This window comes from Acutalibacter intestini (assembly GCF_034334985.1).
In the GTDB taxonomy this organism is placed as follows: Bacteria; Bacillota; Clostridia; order Oscillospirales; family Acutalibacteraceae; genus Acutalibacter; species Acutalibacter intestini.
This window is the reverse complement of record NZ_JAWXXL010000012.1, coordinates 49645-70225: the sequence shown is the minus strand read 5'-3', so window position 1 is coordinate 70225 and position 20581 is coordinate 49645. Positions and strand designations below refer to the sequence as shown.

Annotated in this window: 16 protein-coding genes; 8 read left to right on the top strand and 8 right to left on the bottom strand. The window is 57.6% G+C overall.

The window, feature by feature from the left end; genetic code table 11:
* Positions 1-325: 325 nt before the first annotated feature.
* Genes U8U68_RS10675 through U8U68_RS10660 form a run of 4 tightly spaced genes read right to left on the bottom strand, consistent with a single transcriptional unit; the run spans position 326 to position 4300 of the window.
* Positions 326-1486 (bottom strand): ABC transporter substrate-binding protein, encoded by a 1161-nt coding sequence (locus U8U68_RS10675; RefSeq protein ID WP_322200797.1) that lies wholly within the window; start codon positions 1484-1486, stop codon positions 326-328.
* 54 nt (positions 1487-1540) lie between these two features.
* Positions 1541-2350, bottom strand: coding sequence for an ABC transporter permease (locus tag U8U68_RS10670; protein WP_322200796.1), 810 nt, complete (start codon positions 2348-2350; stop codon positions 1541-1543).
* Positions 2347-3174 carry an ABC transporter permease gene (locus tag U8U68_RS10665; RefSeq protein ID WP_322200795.1) on the bottom strand — a complete coding sequence of 276 codons (828 nt, stop codon included), beginning with the start codon at positions 3172-3174 and terminating at the stop codon, positions 2347-2349. Before U8U68_RS10665 ends, U8U68_RS10670 begins: the two co-directional genes overlap by 4 nt.
* Positions 3158-4300 carry an ABC transporter ATP-binding protein gene (locus U8U68_RS10660; protein WP_322200794.1) on the bottom strand — a complete coding sequence of 381 codons (1143 nt, stop codon included), beginning with the start codon at positions 4298-4300 and terminating at the stop codon, positions 3158-3160. The genes U8U68_RS10665 and U8U68_RS10660 overlap by 17 nt, the downstream gene beginning before the upstream one ends.
* A 700-nt stretch (positions 4301-5000) precedes the next feature.
* On the opposite strand from U8U68_RS10660, the gene U8U68_RS10655 reads away from it, so the two are divergent.
* Together U8U68_RS10655 and U8U68_RS10650 are read left to right on the top strand one after the other, a co-directional pair.
* On the top strand, positions 5001-7682 hold the full coding sequence (locus tag U8U68_RS10655) for a YfhO family protein (RefSeq protein ID WP_322200793.1): 2682 nt from the start codon (positions 5001-5003) through the stop codon (positions 7680-7682).
* A 14-nt stretch (positions 7683-7696) separates the two neighbouring features.
* Positions 7697-8662, top strand: a complete 966-nt coding sequence (locus U8U68_RS10650; RefSeq protein WP_322200792.1) for a glycosyltransferase family 2 protein — start codon at positions 7697-7699, stop codon at positions 8660-8662.
* Between the two features lie 54 nt (positions 8663-8716).
* Here the strand turns inward: U8U68_RS10650 and U8U68_RS10645 are convergent, their stop codons facing one another.
* The gene (locus tag U8U68_RS10645; protein WP_322200791.1) at positions 8717-9631 is read right to left on the bottom strand and encodes an RICIN domain-containing protein; all 915 of its coding nucleotides are present in this window, start codon (positions 9629-9631) and stop codon (positions 8717-8719) included.
* 646 nt (positions 9632-10277) lie between these two features.
* Here U8U68_RS10645 and U8U68_RS10640 point away from each other — a divergent pair.
* Entirely contained in the window at positions 10278-12713 is a 2436-nt protein-coding gene (locus U8U68_RS10640) for a cation-translocating P-type ATPase (RefSeq protein WP_322200790.1), read from the top strand.
* Between the two features lie 22 nt (positions 12714-12735).
* On the opposite strand, the gene U8U68_RS10635 is transcribed toward U8U68_RS10640, so the two are convergent.
* Positions 12736-13080 carry a hypothetical protein gene (locus U8U68_RS10635; protein ID WP_322200789.1) on the bottom strand — a complete coding sequence of 115 codons (345 nt, stop codon included), beginning with the start codon at positions 13078-13080 and terminating at the stop codon, positions 12736-12738.
* A 394-nt stretch (positions 13081-13474) separates the two neighbouring features.
* On the opposite strand from U8U68_RS10635, the gene U8U68_RS10630 reads away from it, so the two are divergent.
* The 5 genes from U8U68_RS10630 (at position 13475) to argS (ending at position 18301) form a co-directional block, all read left to right on the top strand.
* Positions 13475-14554 carry a D-alanine--D-alanine ligase family protein gene (locus U8U68_RS10630; RefSeq protein WP_322200788.1) on the top strand — a complete coding sequence of 360 codons (1080 nt, stop codon included), beginning with the start codon at positions 13475-13477 and terminating at the stop codon, positions 14552-14554.
* Positions 14547-15356, top strand: coding sequence for a glutamate racemase (gene murI / locus U8U68_RS10625; protein WP_322200787.1), 810 nt, complete (start codon positions 14547-14549; stop codon positions 15354-15356). Before U8U68_RS10630 ends, murI begins: the two co-directional genes overlap by 8 nt.
* A 66-nt stretch (positions 15357-15422) precedes the next feature.
* Positions 15423-15857, top strand: a complete 435-nt coding sequence (locus U8U68_RS10620) for a YwiB family protein (RefSeq protein ID WP_322200786.1) — start codon at positions 15423-15425, stop codon at positions 15855-15857.
* Complete coding sequence (locus U8U68_RS10615) at positions 15854-16420, top strand: hypothetical protein (protein ID WP_322200785.1); 567 nt, start codon at positions 15854-15856, stop codon at positions 16418-16420. The genes U8U68_RS10620 and U8U68_RS10615 overlap by 4 nt, the downstream gene beginning before the upstream one ends.
* A gap of 195 nt (positions 16421-16615) precedes the next feature.
* A complete protein-coding gene (argS, locus tag U8U68_RS10610) occupies positions 16616-18301 on the top strand; it encodes an arginine--tRNA ligase (protein ID WP_322200784.1) in 1686 nt (561 codons plus the stop codon).
* Positions 18302-18712: 411 nt separating this feature from the next.
* Here argS and U8U68_RS10605 read toward each other — a convergent pair whose 3' ends face one another.
* Positions 18713-19414 carry a DNA alkylation repair protein gene (locus U8U68_RS10605; protein WP_322200783.1) on the bottom strand — a complete coding sequence of 234 codons (702 nt, stop codon included), beginning with the start codon at positions 19412-19414 and terminating at the stop codon, positions 18713-18715.
* Positions 19411-20538, bottom strand: coding sequence for an MGDG synthase family glycosyltransferase (locus tag U8U68_RS10600; RefSeq protein ID WP_322200782.1), 1128 nt, complete (start codon positions 20536-20538; stop codon positions 19411-19413). The genes U8U68_RS10605 and U8U68_RS10600 overlap by 4 nt, the downstream gene beginning before the upstream one ends.
* Positions 20539-20581 lie beyond the last annotated feature (43 nt).

Below are 20581 nucleotides of genomic sequence, written 5' to 3'. Positions count from 1 at the left end.
ATGCAATCTTCCGTAAGATTGCGTATTTAGCAGAAATCCCGTCCCCGGAATTTCTGCTAAATGCTTGTTGGTGACATGTCCCCCAACCCCTGAGATCATCACCTGCGGTGATGGCTGTGCGTTCCGTTGGAACGCTGAAAATCAAAAACTAAATAGAAAGACAAAAGAAAACTGCTATGCAATCGGATAACCCTTTTGCATAGCAGTTATTCTTTTTCCGTTTACCTGGCATTCGTCACAAATTTTGCAATATTTCCTTATGGACTACCGCCATTTGGCGGCTCTCTTTTTTTGTTTGATTGGGGCTGAATGGCGCGACTCTTTCTTATGCCAGCTCCCGCTTTCTTTTTCGGCGCTTATAGACCACAATGGCAATGTACAGGGCCAAAAAGCCCAGGATAATGGCCACCAGCACCGCCGACTCTCCTGGGCCGCCCATCTTTACCTCTGCCCAAAGGGTGTCCACCAGGCGGGCGGTGTCCTCCGGCAGGTTTACAAACACCTGGGTGCGGTTTAGGGTCTCCTGGCTGGGGTAGTACATGGGGCTTTCGATTACCTCTGGGTCCAAGTACTCCTTGGCAGCGGTTTCTGGGGTGGAGTAGCCCACATAGTCCATGTTGGCCCCCGCGATTTCTGGGTCGCACAAAAAATTAATGTACGCCTCGGCCTCTGCTTTATGGCTGGCGGTTTTAGGCACGCAGGCAGCGTCCACAAAAAAGTTGGTGCCCTCTTCTGGCACGGCAAAGGCAATGTTTTCGCTGTTTTCCACCAGAATGGCCGCGTCCCCGGCATAGTAGGGGGCCAGCCAGGCCTCGCCGTTTTCCATTTTGTCAAAAATCTGGTCCATCACATAGGCCTGCACCAGGGGCTTTTGCTCCTTTAAAAGGGCGGCAGCCTGGCGCCACTGGGCCGGGTCTGCGGTGTTCACGTCTTGTCCCAGCAGGAACTGGGCAATGGCGAAGGAGTCCCGGGGATTGTCAAACATCAGAATTTTCCCCGCGTACTGGGCGTCCCACAGGCTTTGCCAGCTGGTGACCTCTTCTACAAAGTCTGTGTTGTAAAAAATGCCCACCACGCCCCAGGTATAGGGCACAGAGTAGAGGTTCTGGGGGTCATAGTCCGGGTTTTTAAACGGCTGGTCCACGTACTGAAAGTTGGGGATATTGGAAAAGTCCAGGGGGGCCAGCATATCCTCGGCAATGAGTTTAGAGATCATATAGTCCGAAGGGATGATTACGTCATAGTCCGCGCCGCCTCCGGCCAGCTTGGAATAGAGAGATTCGTTGCTGTCAAAGGTGGTGTAGTTCACCTGGATGCCGGTGCGCCGGGTGAACTCGGCGTTCACATCCATAGAGCCGTCGGTGCCGTTGGCAATGTATTCGCCCCAGTTGTACACGTTCAGGGTGACGTTTTCCGCCGCTGCCGCCCAGGGGGAGAGCAGGGCGGAGGCCAGGACGGCCAGGAGGAAAAGAAGAAATTTTTTCATTTTTTGGTATCGAAATCCTTTCCTGTTAGAATGGAGAGATAAGAGTAGCGGGCTTTATTCTTCCAGGGCCTTTTCGGCCTTACGCACCTTTTCGGTGCGCACATTTACCACAATCAGCAGGGCCATTACCGCGGCGAACAGCACGGTGGACAGGGCGTTGATCTCCGGGCTCACCCGCTTGCGGGTCATGGAGTAAATATAGATGGGCAGGGTCTGGGTGGTGCCGCTGGTAAAGTAGCTGATGACAAAGTCGTCGATGGACAGGGTAAAAGCCATGATCATGCCTGTGACAATGCCGGGCATAATCTCTGGCAGCACCACCTTGAAGAAAGCCTTTACCGGCGGGCAGCCCAGGTCTTGGGCCGCCTCATACAGGGCGGGGTCCATTTGCCGCAGCTTGGGCAGCACCGAGAGAATCACATAGGGCAGGCAAAAGGTGATATGCGCGCCAATCAGGGACAGCATTCCCAGGCTGCGCCCCCCTACCAGGCCCACCGCGAACACAAACAGAAGCATAAGGGACACGCCGGTGACAATCTCCGGGTTCACCATGGGGAAGTTGGTGATGTTCATCATCACCCGCTTGGGCAGGCGCTTCATGGAGTTAATGCCAATGGCCGCTATGGTGCCCAGCACGGTAGAGGCAGCGGCCGCAGCCACCGCGATGACAAGGGTGTTCCGCAGGGCCTCCAGAATCAGCCGGTCCTCAAAGAGCTTTTCGTACCACTTCAGGGAAAAGCCGCTCCACACCGTGCGGCTGGCGGTCTCGGTATCGTTAAAGGAGAACACAATCAGCACCAGGATGGGGGCGTACAGAAACAGAAAAATCAAAAAGGTATAGATCCGGGCCACCGCTTTGCTCATAGCAGCATACCTCCTCCCGCGTTATCCTCTCCCTCGTCAAACTGATTCATAATGCCCATACAGATGAGGATAATCACCATCAGTACCAGGGAGATGGCAGAGCCCAGGTTGGGGTTGTAGGCGCTGCCCAAAAACTGCATGTCGATCAGGTCGCCGATGAGCAGGTTTCCGCCGCCGCCCAGCATCTTTGAGATGATAAAGGTGCTCACCGCTGGCACAAAGACCATGGTGACCCCGCTGATAATGCCCGGCATGCTCATGGGCACCACCACCTTGAGGAACACCTTGCGGTGGTTCGCCCCCAGGTCCTGGGCGGCCTCGATGACGCTGGGGTCAATCTTTGTCAGCACAGAGTACAGGGGCAGGATCATATAGGGAATATAGTTGTACACCATGCCCAGCACCACGGCCCCGGCGGTGTTAATCATATGCACCCGGGGCAGGCCCAGGGCCGAGAGCAGGCTGTTAATCAGCCCGTTGTCCTCCAAAAGGGTCATCCAGGCATAGGTGCGCAGCAAAAAATTCATCCACATGGGCAGCATGACCAGCATGACCATAACGCTTTGGCGTTTGGCGGGCATATGGGAGATAATATAGGCCAGGGGGTAGCCAAGGACAAGAGAGAGGGCCGTGGCAATGGCCCCCAGCCAGATGGAGCGCAGGAATACGTTGGAGTACTGGCCCACGCTAAGAATATGCTCCAGGGTAAAGGCGCCGGACTTGTCGGTAAAGGCGAACCAGGCCACCAGCAGCATAGGCAGGATGATGAAGATGGTCATCCACACCGTGTAGGGGGCGCAGAGAAGCTTAGAGTTGGTTTTCATCGCTGTCCTCCTCCAGGCTCCCGCCAGCCATCCTATCCTCCTCCAGCTCGTCGGAGAAGGTGCTGTAGTCGCCAAACATGCCCGAGTACTCGGACTTCGACATAACGTGGATGTCGTCCGGGGTTAGGGACAGGCCAATGCGGTCCCCCACCCCGCAATAGTCCGTGGACTGTATCATCCACTTAAAGCCAGCCACGTCCACAATAATCTCATAGTGCACGCCCTTAAAGGTAACGGCCGTCACCTCGCCTGTAATGTGGGTGGAGTCCGCCGCTACCACGTCGATGTCCTCTGGCCGGATGACCACGTCCACCGGGGTGTTCTGGCCAAAGCCTTTGTCCAGGCACCGGAACTTATGCCCCGCAAAGCGTACCAGGTAGTCCTCCAGCATCAGGCCGTCCAGGATATTGGACTCGCCGATAAAGTCCGCCACAAAGGCGTTCTCAGGCTCGTTGTAGATGTCTGTTGGGCTGCCGATTTGCTGGATCACGCCCCCGTCCATTACCACCACCCGGTCCGACATGGAAAGGGCTTCCTCCTGGTCGTGGGTGACGAACACAAAGGTAATGCCTGTCTGCTGCTGAATCTTCTTCAGCTCTACCTGCATGTCTTTGCGCAGCTTTAGGTCCAGGGCGGAGAGGGGCTCGTCCAGCAGCAGTACCTTGGGCTCGTTGGCCAGGGCCCGGGCCATGGCCACCCGCTGCTGCTGCCCGCCAGAAAGCTGCCCCACCCCCCGGTGGGCGTAGCCAGAAAGGTTCACCATGCGCAGCATCTCGTGCACAGTGGCCTTTACCTCTTTTTCGCTTTTCCCCTTTAGCCGCATGCCAAAGGCAATGTTGTCGTACACGTTCAGGTGGGGGAAGAGGGCGTACTTTTGAAAGATGGTGTTTACCTCCCGCTTGTGGGGGGGCAGGGCGGTGATGTTTTCGCCATTAAAAAAGACCTCGCCGGAATCGGGCCGGATAAAGCCCCCGATGGTGCGCAGCACGGTGGTCTTTCCACAGCCGGAGGGGCCCAAAAGGGTGACGAACTCTCCGTCGCGAATGTCCAGGCTAAAGCCCGAGAGCACCTGCTCGCCATCGTAAGAAACAGCGATGTCTTTCAGCGAAATGATAGAATTTTCCATAGGGCAATGCGTCTCCTTTGCGGCCAGCGCGGCGTGCCACAAAACCGCCGCGCTGGAAAATTAGTTGCGTGTCTTTCGTTATTCACAACATAACCCAGCCTGACGCCAAGGGAAAAAACACCCCCACAGCTGCCTCCCGCAAAGGATTTAAGGTCCCCCGGCTATTGCCGGGATAGGCCGGAGCAGCTTTCCGCCAGGCCGCTTTTAAGCCGCGCGCCTCCTGCACGCGCAGCCGTTTTCAGATGCAAACGCAATGTACATACTATACAGAGAAAGTAGAATTTTGTCAAGAAAAAGATATGGGCGGGGAGTGTCCAAAAGAAGAGTTTATGACGAAAGAGTGGCCTCCGGCGGTTTAGGGGCGCCGCCCCTAAAAACTCCGCAACCTTTGAAAAGGTTGACGAAACTTTTACTGTTTCTTCGTCGGAGCCTCGCCTTTAAACGCTTTATTTTGGACACTCCCATATGGGCGGGCGCCCGGGGGCTTGCCTAAAAACTCCCGCTTTGCATTGCAGGATGGAAAAATTTATGATATAATGGATTTTAACGAACACCAGGAGAAGTCCTGAAACGCGAAGGGTTTCTCTTTTGCTGGGCAAAAGCACCGGCTTTCTCTAAAGTCAATGGTTCTATGGTAAAGTATAGGTGCAAAACCTCTTTTTCTTTCTCTTGTCCATCATTTCCCCTTGGAGGTAAATATATGTCTAAACCAACCACGTCCTGGCGGGACAATTATTTTCTCAAGGCCTTTTTCTTGGGCCTGGGTCTGTCGTTTTTGGTTTTTCTCCCCTTTATTTTTGTGGACGGCGGCCGGTTCCTGTTTTACGGAGACTTTAATGTACAGCAGGTTCCCTTTTACCGGCTGGCCCACGACGCGGTGCGCTCTGGCAATTTAGGTTGGAACCACCTGACGGACCTGGGGGCAAATTTCATTGGCTCCTACTCCTTCTATCTGCTGGGCAGCCCCTTTTTCTGGCTGACCATCCCCTTCCCCTCGGAATGGATCCAGTTTCTCATGGGCCCCCTGCTGGTGCTGAAGTTTGCCTGTGCCACCCTAACGGCCTATGTCTACATCCACCGGTATACAAAGTCCGGGGACACGGCCCTGATCGGCGGAGTGCTGTACGCTTTTTCTGGGTTTTCTATCTATAATATTTTCTTCAACCATTTTCACGAGGCCATTGTGTTCTTTCCCCTGCTGCTGGCCGCTTTGGATGAGTATATGGCCACGCGCCGCCGGGGGCTGTTTGCCCTGGCGGTGTTTGCCAGCTGCCTGGTAAACTATTACTTCTTTGTGGGCCAGGTCACCTTTTGCATAATCTACTTTTTTCTGCGGCTAATCTGCCGCAGCTGGCGCATTTCCTTTAAGGACTTTCTCTTTTTGGCCCTGGAGGCCCTGCTGGGGGTGGGGCTCTCGTGTCTTTTGCTGGTCCCCTCTGTGCTGGCCGTGGTGCAGAACAACCGGGTGGACAACTTCCTCTCTGGCTGGAATGCGGTGCTGTATAACCGCAACCAGCGCTACCTGCATATTATTGAGTGCTTCTTCTTCCCCCCGGACCTGCCCGCCCGGCCCAACTTTACCCCGGACAGCGAGTCCAAGTGGTCCTCTCTGGGGGCCTGGCTGCCTTTGTTCAGCATGACCGGGGTTATTGGCTGGCTACAGCTGCGGCACAGGCACTGGCTGAAAAAGATGCTGTGGATTCTCTTGGCCATGGCCCTGGTGCCTTTCCTTAACTCCTCCTTCCAGATGATGAACAGCGCCTTTTACGCCCGGTGGTACTATATGCTGACCCTGATGATGAGCCTTGCCACTGTGATGGCCCTGGAAAACCAGCGGGTGGACTGGCGGCGGTCCATTACCTGGACCCTGACGATTACCGTGGCCATTGCGGCTGTAATCGGCTTTATGCCTGTGGTAGAGACCGAGGACGGAGAAACCACCGTGACCATGGGCCTGGAGCAGTACCCCACCCGTTTTTGGAGCTATGTGGCCATTTCCCTGATCTGCCTGGGGATGCTGGTGTATATCTTCCTGTTCTGCCGGAGCAGCCGCCGGGTGTTCCGCCGGGTGACCATGGGCTGCCTCTCGGCAGTGTCGGTGCTGTACGCCATCTTCTTTATCGCCTTGGGCAAAACCCAGAGCGACTATACCTGGGACCACATTATACCCTACCAGCTGAACGGCGGCGCGGCCATCGACCTGCCGGATCTTCAGCAATGCCGTTCGGACTTTTACGAGTCTTTGGACAACGCGGCCATGTTCTGGCAAATTCCCTCTATTCAGGCCTTTCACAGCATTGTGCCCGGGTCTGTGATGGAGTTCTACGACTCTATTGGCGTAAAGCGGGACGTGGCCTCTAGACCAAAGGTGAGCCACTATGCCCTGCGGGGCCTGACCAGTGTGCGCTGGCTGTTTGACGATGACAGGGACCGGGACTTTTTTGCCGGGGAGGATTCCAGCGAACCCGCTATGCCCGGCTGGGCCTACTATGGCAATGCCAACGGCTATGACATCTGGGAAAACGAGTACTATGTCCCCATGGGTTTTTCCTATGACTATTATTTAACCCGCAGCGAGTACGAGACCCTGGGCAAGGGCAGCGACACCACCTGCGGAGCCCGTGAGCTCTCTATGCTGCGGGCCGTGGTGCTGGAGGACCAAGAGGCTGTGCAGATTGCCGAGGCCATGGGTTTGACCCATCTTTCTGGCGACATGCGGAGCTTTACCGAAGCAGGCTACCTAAAGGATTGCCAGGACCGGGCCGCCACCGCCTGTCATGAGTTCCGCTATACCCAGACCGGATTTGAGGCCAAAATGGACACCCCCCAAAGGGACCGGCTGGTGTTTTTCAGCGTACCCTATGAGCCGGGCTGGAGTGCCCAGGTGAACGGCCAGCCCGCCGAGATCCTTCGGGTGAACGTGGGCTTTATGGCAGTGAAGGTGCCCGCCCAGGGCCCTGCCGCCCATATTGAGTTCACCTATTCCACCCCAGGGCTGGGGCTGGGGGCGCTGGTCTCCCTGGGGGCGCTGATTCTGCTCATTGCCTATCTGACCCTTGGGAAGCGGATGAACAACTTTGCCCCAGAGCCAAAGGTTTATCCCAAGGTTATGCGGGTGGCCCGGTTTGCGGACTATGAGAAGCGCCGGAGGGCCCGGTTCTCCCGGCCGGGCGCCCTGCGCCTGCCAAGCCGCAGAGAAGCAGCCGTGCCCCCCGAGGACCCGCCGGAGCCAAAGGCCGCATTGACAGAAAAAGAGGAAGAGAGCGCGCCTGCCCGCCGGGAGCCACCCGCCCCCCGGCACGACCGGCTTCAGCCCCGGCCTTGGCCGGAGAAAAAGGAAGAGGCGGAAGAAAAGGAAGAGGAACCGGAAGAAACTAACTGAAAGGATGTGCCGCTATGAACCCCACCGTCTATTTTGTCATTCCCTGCTATAACGAGGAAGAGGTCCTGCCCGAAACCGTTCGCCGCCTTTCTGCCAAGCTGGACGCCATGCGCCAGCAGGGCCTGGCCAATGCGCAAAGCCGGATGCTGCTGGTGGATGACGGAAGCCGGGACAAGACCTGGCAGCTGATTACCCGGTTGAACCAGGAGAATATGTATGTGGAGGGGGTTAAGCTGGCCCACAACCGGGGCCACCAGAACGCCCTGCTGTGTGGCCTGATGACCGCCATGGACAGCTGCGACTGCGCCATTAGCCTGGACGCGGACTTACAGGACGACGTGGACGCTCTGGACCAGTTTGTACAAAAATATCTGGAGGGCTGCGACGTGGTGTACGGTGTGCGCAACAAGCGGGACACGGACACCTGGTTTAAACGCACCACTGCCGAGGGCTTTTACAAGGTGATGAAGCTTTTGGGGGTGGACGTGGTCTTTAACCATGCGGACTACCGGCTGATGAGCAAAAGGGCCCTGGAGGGGCTCTCCGAGTACAAAGAGGTCAACCTGTTCCTGCGGGGGCTGGTGCCCCTCATCGGTTACCGCAGCGACTATGTGTATTATGACCGCCATGAGCGTTTTGCGGGAGAGTCCAAGTATCCGCTGAAAAAAATGATCTCCTTTGCTCTGGACGGTATCACCAGCTTTAGTGTAAAGCCCCTAAAGCTGATCTCCAACTTTGGAATTCTTCTTTCTGTCCTAAGCGTATTTGGGCTTTTGTACGCTCTGGTTTCATACTTTGCCGGATGGGCTGTGTCTGGGTGGACGGCCATTGTGTGCTCTATTTGGCTTTTGGGCGGCTTACAGATGCTGTGCCTGGGAGTGGTAGGGGGCTATATTGGCAAAATTTACAGCGAAGTAAAGGCCCGGCCCCGGTACCGGGTGGAGGAGCACCTGAAAAACCAGAAGGACAAACAGGGCTAGGCCACAAAAAACAGGGACCCCAGATGAGAGGGTCCCTGTTTAGCTTTCGGGCTGTTATTTCTTGGCAGTCTTGCGGGTGGTGCGGGCCGCGGGCTTCTTGGCAGGGGCCTTTTTGGTCACTGTCTTGCTCTTAGCGGCGTCAGCGGACGTCTTGGACTCGACGTCAGTCGACGTCTTAGGCTCGGCGTCAGCCGACGTCTTAGACTCGGCGTCAGCCGACGTCTTGGACTCGGCGTCAGTCGACGTCTTAGGCTCGGCGTCAGCCGACGTCTTAGACTCGGCGTCAGCCGATGTCTTAGGCTCGGCGTCAGCCGATGTCTTAGGCTCGGCGTCAGCCGATGTCTTAGGCTCGGCGTCAGCCGATGTCTTGGACTCGGCGTCAGCCGATGTCTTGGACTCGGCGTCAGCGGACGTCTTAGACTCGGCGTCAGTCGACGTCTTGGACTCGGCGTCAGTCGACGTCTTGGACTCGGCGTCAGTCGATGTCTTAGGCTCGGCTTTTGCCGCAGCCTTTTTTTCCGCCTTGGCTTTCAGGGCGGCGGGATCCACCAGTTTCCACTGCTGGCCCAAGCCGTCCACATCGTCCCAGATCTGCGCGGGGGCGCCGTCGTCCTCCCGCATATCCACAATATCCAGAACCTTGCCGGACTGTATGTTCAAGATCTTTTTGTACGTGGGAGTAACCTTTACCAGCTGCCACAGCTGGCTTTCGCCGCCCACGTCCTCCCAGGCCTGGGCCCAGGCGCCGGCCTCGGTGGCACCGTGCATCACGTCCAGTACCTTGGCGTTTTGCTTGTTTACAAACTTTACCACCGCGCCGGTTTTCACCAGCTGCCACAGCTGAACGTCGCTGCCGTTGGGCTCGCACTGGGTCACGGGCAGGCCGTTGTCCAGGCCGGTGGTTTGCAGGGCTTTGCCGGTCCTGCGGTTGACTATCATCAGTTCTTCCATCTTCTCCTTAGCTGCCATCAAAAAAACTTCCTTTCAAACGGGGAGGCCGCCGCCCCCTGCACAGGTGTATTTTTTCTACGAGTGTCCCGCCGGGCGCGAATTCCGGAGGGAGTTTTAACTGGGTTACAAGATAATTATAGCCGCTAACAAAAATAATGTCAAATGCAAAACCCTGCCGCAGCCCGGCGTTTTTTCCCGAAGTGCCGGGATTTACGGGGCTTTTGGCAGAATTTGGTTGAGAATTTTAGCCAATATGGGCAGTTCTTTCAATGGCTGGGAGACGAAATTCGTAAAAAAATAAAATTGTAAATTTTGCCTTTGTACCCTTGGAAAACCGGCGTTTTAGGTGTATACTTATGGATATAATTGGTGTTTTTGCCGGTTTTGCGTCTTTAGGGGCGGGCACGGCTGTTTCTGTGCGCAGCTCTGTCCGGTTTGCTGGGTTTTAGCCCACGGCTTAGCCAGCGGCGGGACGGCTCCTCCTTTTTTGCGGGGCGGTTTTGCTGTGGACGGGGCGGACCCCGCCGTCCTTTATGGCTTGCTGTTTGAATCTTCAGGAATTTTCATACAGCCGCTTGACTGTTCTGTTTTGACTGACTTTTTAGCATGTATTATACTTAGTCTATAAACTACTTCTCTCTATTGAAAGGAGCTGCTTGCCGCAATGCCTCTCCAAAAGCAACCCCCAGCCTCTCCGGCCCCCCAGACCCGGGGACCCGAGCGTTTTTATCCCAACCCTAGCGAGGGTCTTTCGCCCCAGCAGGTAGCCCGGCGCATGGCCCAGGGCCTGCACAACGGTGATTCGGGCATAAAGAGCAAAACCGAGGGGCAGATTATCCGAGAAAACGTGTTCACCTTTTTTAACCTGCTGAACTTCGCCCTGGCCCTGGCCGTAATTTTGGTGGGTTCGCCCCGCAGCGCCCTGTTTATGGGGGTGATTTTTTCCAATATTATCATCGGCTCTTTTCAGGGCATTCGCGCCAAGCACACCATTGACAAGCTTTCCCTGATCTCTTCTCCCAAGGCCACGGTGATGCGGGCAAGCCGGCAGTTTACCGTGCAGGTGGAGGATGTGGTGTTGGACGACATTCTGCTGCTCTCCTCCGGGGGGCAGATCTGCGCCGACGCTACGGTGGTGGCCGGCGAGTGCGAAGTGAACGAGTCTTTGCTCACCGGCGAGGCGGACCCCATTTTAAAGCGACCCGGAGACCCGCTGCTTTCCGGCAGTTTTATTGTCAGCGGGAACTGCTCGGCCCAGGTGGAACACGTGGGAGCCGAAAGCTATGCCAATAAGATTGCCGGGGACGCCAAGTACATGAAAAAGCGCAACTCGGAGATTATGAATTCCATTGACTTTATTGTAAAGATCATTGGCTTTGCCATTCTGCCCATTGGCGGGCTGCTGTTCTGGAAGCAGTTCTTTGTGCTGGGAGACACCTTCCAGGCCTCGGTAGTCAGTACCGCCGCCGCCATGGTGGGCATGATTCCCGAGGGCCTGGTGCTGCTCATCAGCCTGGCCTTTGCGGTGAGTGTTATCAAGCTCTCTACCCACAAGACCCTGGTCCAGGATATGTACTGCGTAGAGACCCTGGCCCGGGTGGACACCCTTTGTCTGGACAAGACCGGCACCATTACAGAGGGCAGCATGCAGGTGGACGCTCTAGAGCCCTTTGAGGGCTTTACGAAGGAGGAGATGGAAGAAGCCCTAACCGCCCTAGTAAACACGCTTTCGGACAACAACCCCACCTTTATGGCCCTAAAAGACTACCTGCCGGAACACACCCTGTGGAAAGCGGGGGAGGCGGTGCCCTTTTCCTCTGCCAGAAAGTGGAGCGGGGTCTACTTTCCGGGCCGGGGCAGCTATGTGATGGGGGCTGGGGAGTTCATCCTGGGGCGGGCCTTTGGGGCTATCAAGAAAAAGGTAGAGGGCTGCTCCCAAAACGGCCAGCGGGTGCTGCTTTTGGCCCGGGCCCAGGGGCCCTTTGAGGACAAGAGCCTGCCTGAGGGCCTGGTCAGCATGGGCCTGGTGCTCATTAGCGACAAGATACGCAAAGAGGCCCCCAGCACCCTGCGGTACTTTGCAGACCAAGGGGTGGACCTCAAGGTGATCTCGGGAGACAACGCGGTGACCGTGGCAAACATTGCCCGCAAGGCGGGACTGGAGCATGCGGACCGCTATGTAGACGCCACCACCCTGCGCACGGACGAGGACATTCGCCGGGCGGTAAAGGACTACGCGGTATTTGGCCGGGTGACCCCCCAGCAGAAGCTGGCCTTTGTTAAGGCCCTGAAGGAGGACGGCCACACAGTGGCTATGACTGGCGACGGGGTCAACGACGTGCTGGCCCTAAAGGAGGCGGACTGCTCGGTGGCCATGGCCTCGGGCAGCGACGCGGCCCGCACGGTCTCCAACCTGGTGCTGCTGGACAGCAACTTTGCCTCCATGCCCGTGGTGGTTCAGGAGGGGCGGCGGTCTATCAACAACCTTCAGCGGTCCAGTTCCCTGTTTTTGGTCAAGACCATCTTCTCGGCCCTGATCGGCGTGCTCTTCATTTTTATCAACTACTCCTATCCCTTTGAGCCCATTCAGCAGACCCTTATCAGCTCCCTGACCATTGGCGTGCCCTCCTTTATTTTGGCCCTGGAGCCCAACAACGACCGGGTAAAGGGCAAGTTTATTTTCAACGTGATACGAATGTGCATCCCGGCGGCTTTGACCATGACAGCCAACATTGTGGTCTTGTGCACACTGACCGAGCCCCTGGGCCTGACCAGCGCCGAAGCCTCTACCATGGCGGTTATGACCACAGCTATGACGGGCTTTATTATGCTGTTTAAGGTTAGCGCCCCTTTCAACACCCTGCGGGGCCTGCTGTTTGGCGGGCTGCTAACGGCTTTTGTGCTGGCGTATCTGTTCTTTGGGCCGTTTTTTGCCCTGGTCAGCCTAACGCTGCCCATGCTCATTGCCCTTATGCCTCTGCTTTTGTTCTCTATTGTGTTTATGCTGGCGGCTTTGCACTTTGTAGACCATGTCATCGCCAATTCCCAAAGCCCTGTATACCTCTTTAGGGCCAAGCGGGGCCGGAAGGGGCGGCGTTAAAATAGTGTAGATTGAATAAGGATCAGCGTTCCAGGGCCTTTTGAAAGGCCGGGAGCGCTGGTTTTTTGCGGCAGCCTTTTCCTGCCCTGGGAAAGGGAGAAAGAAAGGTTGATAATTGGGAGAGGATATAGTATAATGCAAAGGAAAGTGCCCCCGGGTGTTTATGCAACATATAGTAAGGATGTAAAAAGCCTTTTTTATGGCAATGCCGGCGGTACGGGTTCTTTTGCCAGAACGCTAGAGTCTGTTTTAAAATGGGAGAAACGCTGGATCTTTGCATAGAAATAAGTGGGTTCCAGGAAAGAACCGCAAGAAATGCTGGCGCCTTTCCAGGATTTTTGACGCCGAAGCCACCATTTCTGGGCAAAACAGACCCTGTTTCGGCGTTTTCAAACAGACTCTAGGGCTGGTTTGAAAATAAAGGGAGCGCCGGATTTTTGCTCAAAACAAGGCGGTTTCCAAGAGAAAACCACCAGGGGTTCGTGTCTCGGGAATGTTCGACACAGAAATCCGCCTGTATGGGGCATAAAGACGGTACTTCCGGTTTTTTAAACAAGGCCTAGCTTTCCACGGGTTGGACGCCCGGATTTTCAGCGGGTTCAAGGAAACAAGCGCGGGCGGTCTCGGGGGGCAACCTCTTTTGTCGTGGAAACCGCCGAAATCCACCGAAAAGACGGGCACGATTATTTCTATAGACAAGATCCAAATACGAGTTTTTTTCCATGCCTTTCATAATCTTACCAGAAAAGAGCGTGATTCCCATGAGCAAAAAAATCAGTCTGGCCGTGCTTTTTGGCGGCCAGTCCTCTGAGCATGAGGTGTCCTTAATGTCCGCTGGGTCCATTCTGCAAAACCTGGACCCGGAAAAGTACGACGCGCACATGGTGGGTATTACAAAAGAGGGCCGCTGGCTGCTGCATGAGGGGCCGGTTTCCGGCCTGGAGGACGGCTCTTGGTTAAAGGGGACCCCAGCTTTTCTTGCGCCGGACCCCACGGTCCACGGCCTGGTGGTACTGCGGCAGGGCGAGGCCCAGGTTATCCGGCTGGACTGCGTTTTTCCGGCTCTCCACGGCAAAAACGGCGAGGACGGCACCGTACAGGGGCTGCTCCAGCTTTCCGGGGTACCCTATGTGGGGTGTGATACCACTAGCTCTGCGGTGTGTATGGATAAGGCCGTGACCCACACCCAGCTGTCCGCGGCGGGGATTCCCCAGGCCCTGTACCTGTGGTTCTACGCGGACCGGTATGAGGCCGCGCCGGAGAAGGTGCGCAACAAGATTGAGGCCCGGCTGGACTTCCCCGTGTTCGTCAAGCCTGCCAACGCCGGGTCCTCGGTGGGGGTTAGCAAGGTGGAGAGCCCCGAGGGCCTGGACGCGGCCATTCGTAAGGCCGCCCAGGAGGATGGGAAGATTGTGGTAGAGCAGGGCGTGCGCGGCCAAGAGGTAGAGTGCGCCGTGCTGGGCACCCGCCAGGGGGCGGAGGCTTCTCTGGTGGGGGAGATAGGGGCCAGCGCCCAGTTCTACGACTATGACGACAAGTATATTAACGGCACCAGCCAGCTGTTTATCCCGGCGCGCATCAGCGAAAAGGCCGCCCAGGAGATACGGGAGACCGCTGTGCGTGCCTACCGGCTGCTGGGCTGTTCGGGGCTTTCCCGGGTGGACTTCTTTGTGGAAGAGGACGGCCGGGTGGTGCTCAACGAGATCAATACCCTGCCGGGCTTTACCTCTATCAGCATGTATCCCAAGCTGTGGATGGCCGGAGGGATGACCTACGGCGGGCTGCTGGACCGGCTGATTGAGCTGGCCTTTCAGCGGGCCGGGGAGGGCGCCAATGGATAACCGGCCCATTGGAGTGTTTGATTCCGGCCTGGGGGGACTCACCGCGGTGAAAGCTCTGGAGGGCCTGCTGCCCAGGGAGAGCCTGGTCTACTTTGGCGATACGGGCCGGGTGCCCTACGGCACCCGCAGCCGGGAGACGGTGCGGCGCTACGCTTGGCAGGACATGTCCTTTTTGATGAAACACCAGGTTAAGGCAGTGCTGGCGGCCTGTGGTACAGTAAGCTCTACCTCGGCGGATATTGGCGCACGGCTGCCGGTGCCCTATTTTGACGTGCTAATGCCCACAGCCCAGGCCGCCGTGCGGCAGACCAGAAACCGCAGGGTGGGGGTGATCGGTACCAGCGCCAGCATCCACAGCGGGGCCTATGAACGCACCCTAAAGGAGCTGGACCCGGGGCTTTGGGTGTATCCCCAGGCCTGCCCGCTGTTTGTGCCCCTGGTGGAAAACGGTTTTGTGGAACCGGAGGAAGAGGTGACCCGGCTGGTGGCGGAACGGTACCTGGCCCCCCTGCGGGAGGCTGGGGTGGATACGCTGATCTTGGGCTGCACCCACTACCCGCTGATCCGGGAGACTATCCAGCGGGCAATGGGGCTTGGTGTGGCCCTGGTGGACAGCGGAAGAGAGGCGGCCCTGGCCCTGGCCGGGTACCTGGAGACCCAGGAGATGCTGTGCGGGGCGGAACAGCCCCGGCGGGCGGAGTATTATGTTAGCGACGCGCCGGAAAACTTCGGGGCAGTGGCCCAGCTGTTTTTGGGCCATGCTGTGGAGGGAAAACAGGTAGACCTGGAAGCAGGGGCCTGAAGCGTAAGAAAATCTTACAGAACAGAATAAAAAACCAACCCCCAAAGTGGTAAAGGAGGCGGGAAGATGCGAGAGGATTATAATATTAATATCAAAGGCCGTCAGATCTACGCGGAGGACACCGGCGAGGTGGTGCTTTCCACCACGGGTTCTTATACCCAGCGGGACGACGTGCGGTATATTGCCTATAAGGAGTACGACGACGAGGACCCTCGCGTTTCTCACACGGCTGTTTTAAAAGTGGAGCCCGGCAAAGTGACCATGATGCGGGCCGGGTCCACCACCCGGCTGATTTTGGAAAAGGGACGCCGCCACCTGTGCCTGTACGACACGGGCTTTGGCTCCATGACCGTGGGGGTGTTTACCAGCGAACTGCGCCAGGCCCTGGACCAAACCGGGGGTTCGTTGGAGATCAAGTATACCCTGGACATTGATTCCAACCTATCCAGCCGCAACGAGCTTTTGGTAGAGGTCAGCCCCCTGCCTGGGAGCTGCCTATGATGGACTTAGAAGCCGACTTAGAAGCCTTAGACTGTTTATATGCCGGGCTCTGCCAGCGGCGGGAACGGCTGCAAAAAGCCCTGGAGACCCTGGGGCTGCCGGTAGAGGCGGGGTGGTATAACGGGCATTACTATAAAAATGAACAGGGGGCGTACCGGCTTGCCCACTATCCCATCCCGGTGATCTCGGTGTCGGGGCTGTGCGACGTGGAACTGAACCTGGACTGCGTGAGCCTATCCACCAAGCTTACCCGGGCCCGGGCGCTGGAGTATCCCTTTGAGAAGCTTCCGGCGGGTTTTGAGGTCTATGGGGTGGAGGACTATCTGACCGATTATTACTATGGACAGGGAATGACCCTGGACCAGCTGCGGCGCAACTTAGCCGCCAGCCGGGAGGAGACCGTGGGAATATTGGAAGGCCTGCGGGCGCAAAGAGGCGCGTTCTACGGCGAGACCTTGGGGCCTGTTTTGGCTGCCGCCTGGGCCGGGTCAGAACCACTGCTGCTGGCGGCTTCCCCGCCCCTTGACCGCGCCATGTTGCTTGGCTTGCGTTGTGAATGTTAAGGAACCACTGAATTCAATCTGGTGCGCAAATTGCGCAGTCAGATTTTTCGTCAGAGTGCATAGATCGCTTGCGGTTGGAAAGCAAAAGCTGTGCCCTATGACGGGAAATATGCAAGCGCGTTGCGTGCCAAGCCGTTAGGCAGGATTTATTCAGTGGTTCCTTAAGGATAATTGTAATGGAAAGGAACGATAAAATTGTCTCAAATCGTAGAAACCGCTAAATCTCAGCTGCGGCAGGCCATTGCCGCCGCTATAGAGTCCGCCGTCCGCTCCGGCCAGCTTCCCCAGGCCGAGCCCCCCGCCGTCGCCCTGGAAGTGCCCGCCGACCGCGCCCACGGGGACTGGTCCTGTAACGCCGCCATGGCCGGGGCCAGGGCGTTCCACGCCGCGCCCCGAAAGATTGCCCAGGCCATTGCCGATAACCTGGACCTCTCCGGCAGCTATTTTGAGAAAATTGAGATCGCCGGGCCCGGGTTCCTGAACTTCACGTACCATCCCCGCTTTTACGGGGAGATCTTACAGGACATTGCCCGACTGGGCGCGGACTATGGCAAAAGCGCCTTTGGCGGCGGCAGGCGGGTGCTGGTGGAGTATGTCTCCGCCAACCCCACCGGGCCCATGCACATTGGCAACGCCCGGGGCGGCGTGCTGGGAGACGCGCTTTCCGCTGTGCTGGAGGCGGCCGGCTACCAGGTGGAGCGGGAATTTTACGTAAACGACGCGGGGAACCAAGTGAACCGCTACGGCCTTTCCATTGAAGCCCGGTATATGCAGCTGTTCCAGCCGGAGTTCCCCTTCCCGGAGGACGGATACCTGGGAGCGGACGTGGTGGAGAACGCCCAGGCTTTTGCCGAGAAGTACGGCGACCAGTATGTAAACCGCCCCGGCGAGGAGCGCCGGGCGGCCCTGGTGGGCTTTGCCATTCCCAAGAATATCCAGGTGCTCCACGACGACCTGCTGCGTTACCGGGTGGAGTACGACAACTGGTTTCACGAGTCCACCCTTCATGAGAGCGGGGCCGTGAGCCGGGTGGTAGAGCTGCTGAAGGAGAAGGGCGTTACCTATGAGAAGGACGGAGCCCTGTGGTTTAGGGGCGGCGAGTTCGGCAGCGATGACTTTGTGCTGGTGCGCTCCAACGGGGTGCCCACCTACGTGGTGCCGGACATTGCGTATCATTACAATAAACTGGTGACCAGGAACTTTGACCTAGCGATCAACGTGCTGGGCGCCGACCACCACGGCTATGTGCCCCGGCTGCGGGGGGCTGTGGCGGCCCTGGGGGTGGACGCCTCCCGGCTGGGGGTAGTGCTGATGCAGATGGTGAACCTGGTGCGGGATGGCCAGGCCGTGAAGCTGAGTAAGCGCAGCGGCAAGGCCATCACCATGGCCACCCTGCTGGACGAGGTGCCGGTGGACGCGGCCCGGTTCCTCTTCAACTCCTACGAGCCAAACACCAAAATCGACTTTGACCTGGACCTGGCGGTAAAACAGGACGCCCAGAACCCGGTGTACTACGTGCAGTACGCCCATGCCCGAATTTGCAGCATTCTGCGGAACCTGGAGGCCGACGGCATCCGGCCCAGGCCCTGTACCGCAGAGGAGCTGGCCCTGCTTGCCGCCCCAGAGGAGATGGAGCTTATCCGGTTGCTCTCGGCCTATACCGGCGAGGTAGCCGGGGCGGCCCGGGCTCTGGACCCGGCCCGCATTACCCGGTATGTGGTGAATGTGTCTACCCTGTTCCACAAGTTCTACAACGCCTGCCGGGTAAAGGGCAGCGAAGAGCCCCTGGCGGCCGCCAGGCTGATGGTGTGCATAGGGGCCAAGACCGTGCTGGAGAACGCCCTGGCCTTGTTTAAGGTGACAGCCCCGGATACCATGTAAAATAAAGAAACGGCAAAGCCCCAAAAGGGCGATGCCGTTTTTTTATGTGGAAAGGCCAAAAAAGCAAACAGACGCGGGGAAGGCGCGGGGAAGATTGCCAGTGGCAATCGTTCTAACCCGACCGAGCCGGCAGACGAGACAGGCGCCTTCCGAGGTACAGGGCGAGCAGCCCTGGCGGGGTTTGGGGCGGCGCCCCAGGACCTTGGCGGCGCGAAGCAAAGAAAACGTGGTTCCACGCCCCCGGCCCGGCCCACCCGGATCAAAAAGGAGAACCAGGCAAGCGCCGCCCCCAAGGCAGCGTCTTTCGCCGGTGGGGAACACCGCCGAAACAGCGGACCCGCAGCACGGGGCTCCCCCAGAGAAGAGAGGCCGGTATATCCCCCGCCCCTTACCTAGCGCCCTCCCAGCCCGTCAAATCTTATAGCCCAACAGCATCTCCTTGTCCTCTTGGGCAACCCGGTAGGACTCCCGTATCTTTTGGATGGCCTTGTTCTGGGTAAAGGCTGGCAGGCTCCGGCGCTGAAGCAGCGTAAGGGTCTCCTCCGGGAACTTCACGTAGCACACCGACACCGCCCAGGCCGCAGCCATGCGCACATAGTACTGCTCCTGGGTCATGGCCTCCAGCAGGGATAGGCCTTCTTCTATGTAGTCCGCTTCTACAAAATGGCCCAGGAACATTACCGCGGCGAACCGGGCAAAGTACTCCCTCCCGCAGGAAAACAGAGGCTGGATAAACCGCCAAAAGGCGGCTTTCTCCTCCGGCTTTTTCAGCTTAAAGCTGCCGCAGAAGGTATCGCACAGCGCCCAGTTGTCGATGAGGGGCAGAAAGTCCCGCACCAGGGGCAGCTTTTCCTCTGGGGGCAGCTTCATCCCGGCAATGACCATGCCCCGAAGCATTTTTTCTTCGTAGCTGGCCGGCGCCCCCGCAACCAAAAATCCAGCGGGGTCCTTCTTAAGGATAGAACGGGCCAGCTGGCGCAGCTGGGGTACCCGCACCCCATAGGCAATCTCCGTGCCAGGCACCAGCCCCTGGTGGAAGTCCCGGTACTTGGGGTCCGCCAGGGCCTCTAGTTCTGCCAAAAGGGCCTGGTAGTCCTCCTTTGAAAAGCTCATACCCGCACCTCTTTATCCACCAGCTCTTGGATGAGGCTTAGCATATTGGGAATGGACTGGGACTTGTCAAAGCCCGCGCAGTTTTCCCGCATGGCCTGTAGGCGCTTTTTTTCCTGAAGGAGCTGTGAAATCTCCCCGGCAAAGTCGCCGTCCTTGTCAATGCGTACGCACATGTCGTGGGTCTTCAGGAAGTTGGCGTTATCCTCCTCTTGCCCGGGAATGGCGTCGAACACGGCCATGGGCAGGTTGCAGGCCAGGGCTTCGGAAACCGTAAGGCCCCCGGGCTTGGTAACCAGCAGGTCGGCGGCGTGCATGTACTTTTCTACCTCGTCGGTAAAGAACAGCAGACGGGTGGGAATGCCGGGGTTTTCGGCAATCTCCTTCTCAAAGGCGTCGAACAGCTTTTGGTTGCGGCCCGTGATCACAATGATCTGCATCTTCACCTGGGTCTCGGCCAGGTCCCGGTAGAGCTTGATGATGTTGGAAACGCCGAAACTGCCGGCCATAAACAGCAGGGTGGGCAGGCTGGGGTCCAGGTCCAGGCCTTTTAGCAGCTGGGCCTGATCCTGGCGGTCGAAGAATTCCCCGTGGACCGGGATGCCAAAGGGATGGATTTTCTCTTTCGGCACGCCAAAGTCCATCAGCTCGGGGACCATGTCCTCGCTGGCCACCACGTAGCTGTCCACGCTTTCGGCAATGTAGGCCCGGTGGGCCCCATAGTCTGTGATAATGCAGATTAGGGGCGCGGCCACCAGGCCGTCATCCTTTAGGGCTGCCACCATCTCGGTGGCAAAGGGATGGGTGGTAATGATCACGTCCGGCTCGTAAGAGGCAATGGCCGGGTACAGCAGGTTGCTAAAGAGCCCGCTAAGCTTTGGCACCAGGCTGGAAAAGCGGTTCTCTTTATTGGTGCGCTTGTATAGGCGGCCAAAGAGCATGGGGGCCTTTTTGGCCATAAACAGGTAGCTGTCGCACACGGTTTTGTCCAAAAGGCGGCCCACGGCCTTTAGGCAGTCCACGTTTTGCACTTCCCAGCTAGTATTTTCCCGGATGTACGCTTCCACCGCATTGGCGGCACGGATATGGCCGCCCCCAGTGGCGGCGGTTAAAAGCATAATCTTCATTCTATTCTCTCCTTACAGACAGTTCCCTGGTGTTCCCAATATG

Excerpts from the sequence above, each read along its gene's own strand:
- U8U68_RS10650 (WP_322200792.1), top strand. The coding sequence starts at position 7,697 with ATGAACCCCACCGTCTATTTTGTCATTCCCTGCTATAACGAGGAAGAG.
- U8U68_RS10605 (WP_322200783.1), bottom strand. The coding sequence starts at position 19,414 with ATGAGCTTTTCAAAGGAGGACTACCAGGCCCTTTTGGCAGAACTAGAG.
- U8U68_RS10630 (WP_322200788.1), top strand. The coding sequence starts at position 13,475 with ATGAGCAAAAAAATCAGTCTGGCCGTGCTTTTTGGCGGCCAGTCCTCT.
- U8U68_RS10600 (WP_322200782.1), bottom strand. The coding sequence starts at position 20,538 with ATGAAGATTATGCTTTTAACCGCCGCCACTGGGGGCGGCCATATCCGT.
- U8U68_RS10660 (WP_322200794.1), bottom strand. The coding sequence starts at position 4,300 with ATGGAAAATTCTATCATTTCGCTGAAAGACATCGCTGTTTCTTACGAT.
- U8U68_RS10620 (WP_322200786.1), top strand. The coding sequence starts at position 15,423 with ATGCGAGAGGATTATAATATTAATATCAAAGGCCGTCAGATCTACGCG.
- U8U68_RS10675 (WP_322200797.1), bottom strand. The coding sequence starts at position 1,486 with ATGAAAAAATTTCTTCTTTTCCTCCTGGCCGTCCTGGCCTCCGCCCTG.
- U8U68_RS10645 (WP_322200791.1), bottom strand. The coding sequence starts at position 9,631 with ATGGCAGCTAAGGAGAAGATGGAAGAACTGATGATAGTCAACCGCAGG.
- murI (WP_322200787.1), top strand. The coding sequence starts at position 14,547 with ATGGATAACCGGCCCATTGGAGTGTTTGATTCCGGCCTGGGGGGACTC.
- U8U68_RS10665 (WP_322200795.1), bottom strand. The coding sequence starts at position 3,174 with ATGAAAACCAACTCTAAGCTTCTCTGCGCCCCCTACACGGTGTGGATG.
- U8U68_RS10655 (WP_322200793.1), top strand. The coding sequence starts at position 5,001 with ATGTCTAAACCAACCACGTCCTGGCGGGACAATTATTTTCTCAAGGCC.
- U8U68_RS10615 (WP_322200785.1), top strand. The coding sequence starts at position 15,854 with ATGATGGACTTAGAAGCCGACTTAGAAGCCTTAGACTGTTTATATGCC.
- U8U68_RS10640 (WP_322200790.1), top strand. The coding sequence starts at position 10,278 with ATGCCTCTCCAAAAGCAACCCCCAGCCTCTCCGGCCCCCCAGACCCGG.
- U8U68_RS10670 (WP_322200796.1), bottom strand. The coding sequence starts at position 2,350 with ATGAGCAAAGCGGTGGCCCGGATCTATACCTTTTTGATTTTTCTGTTT.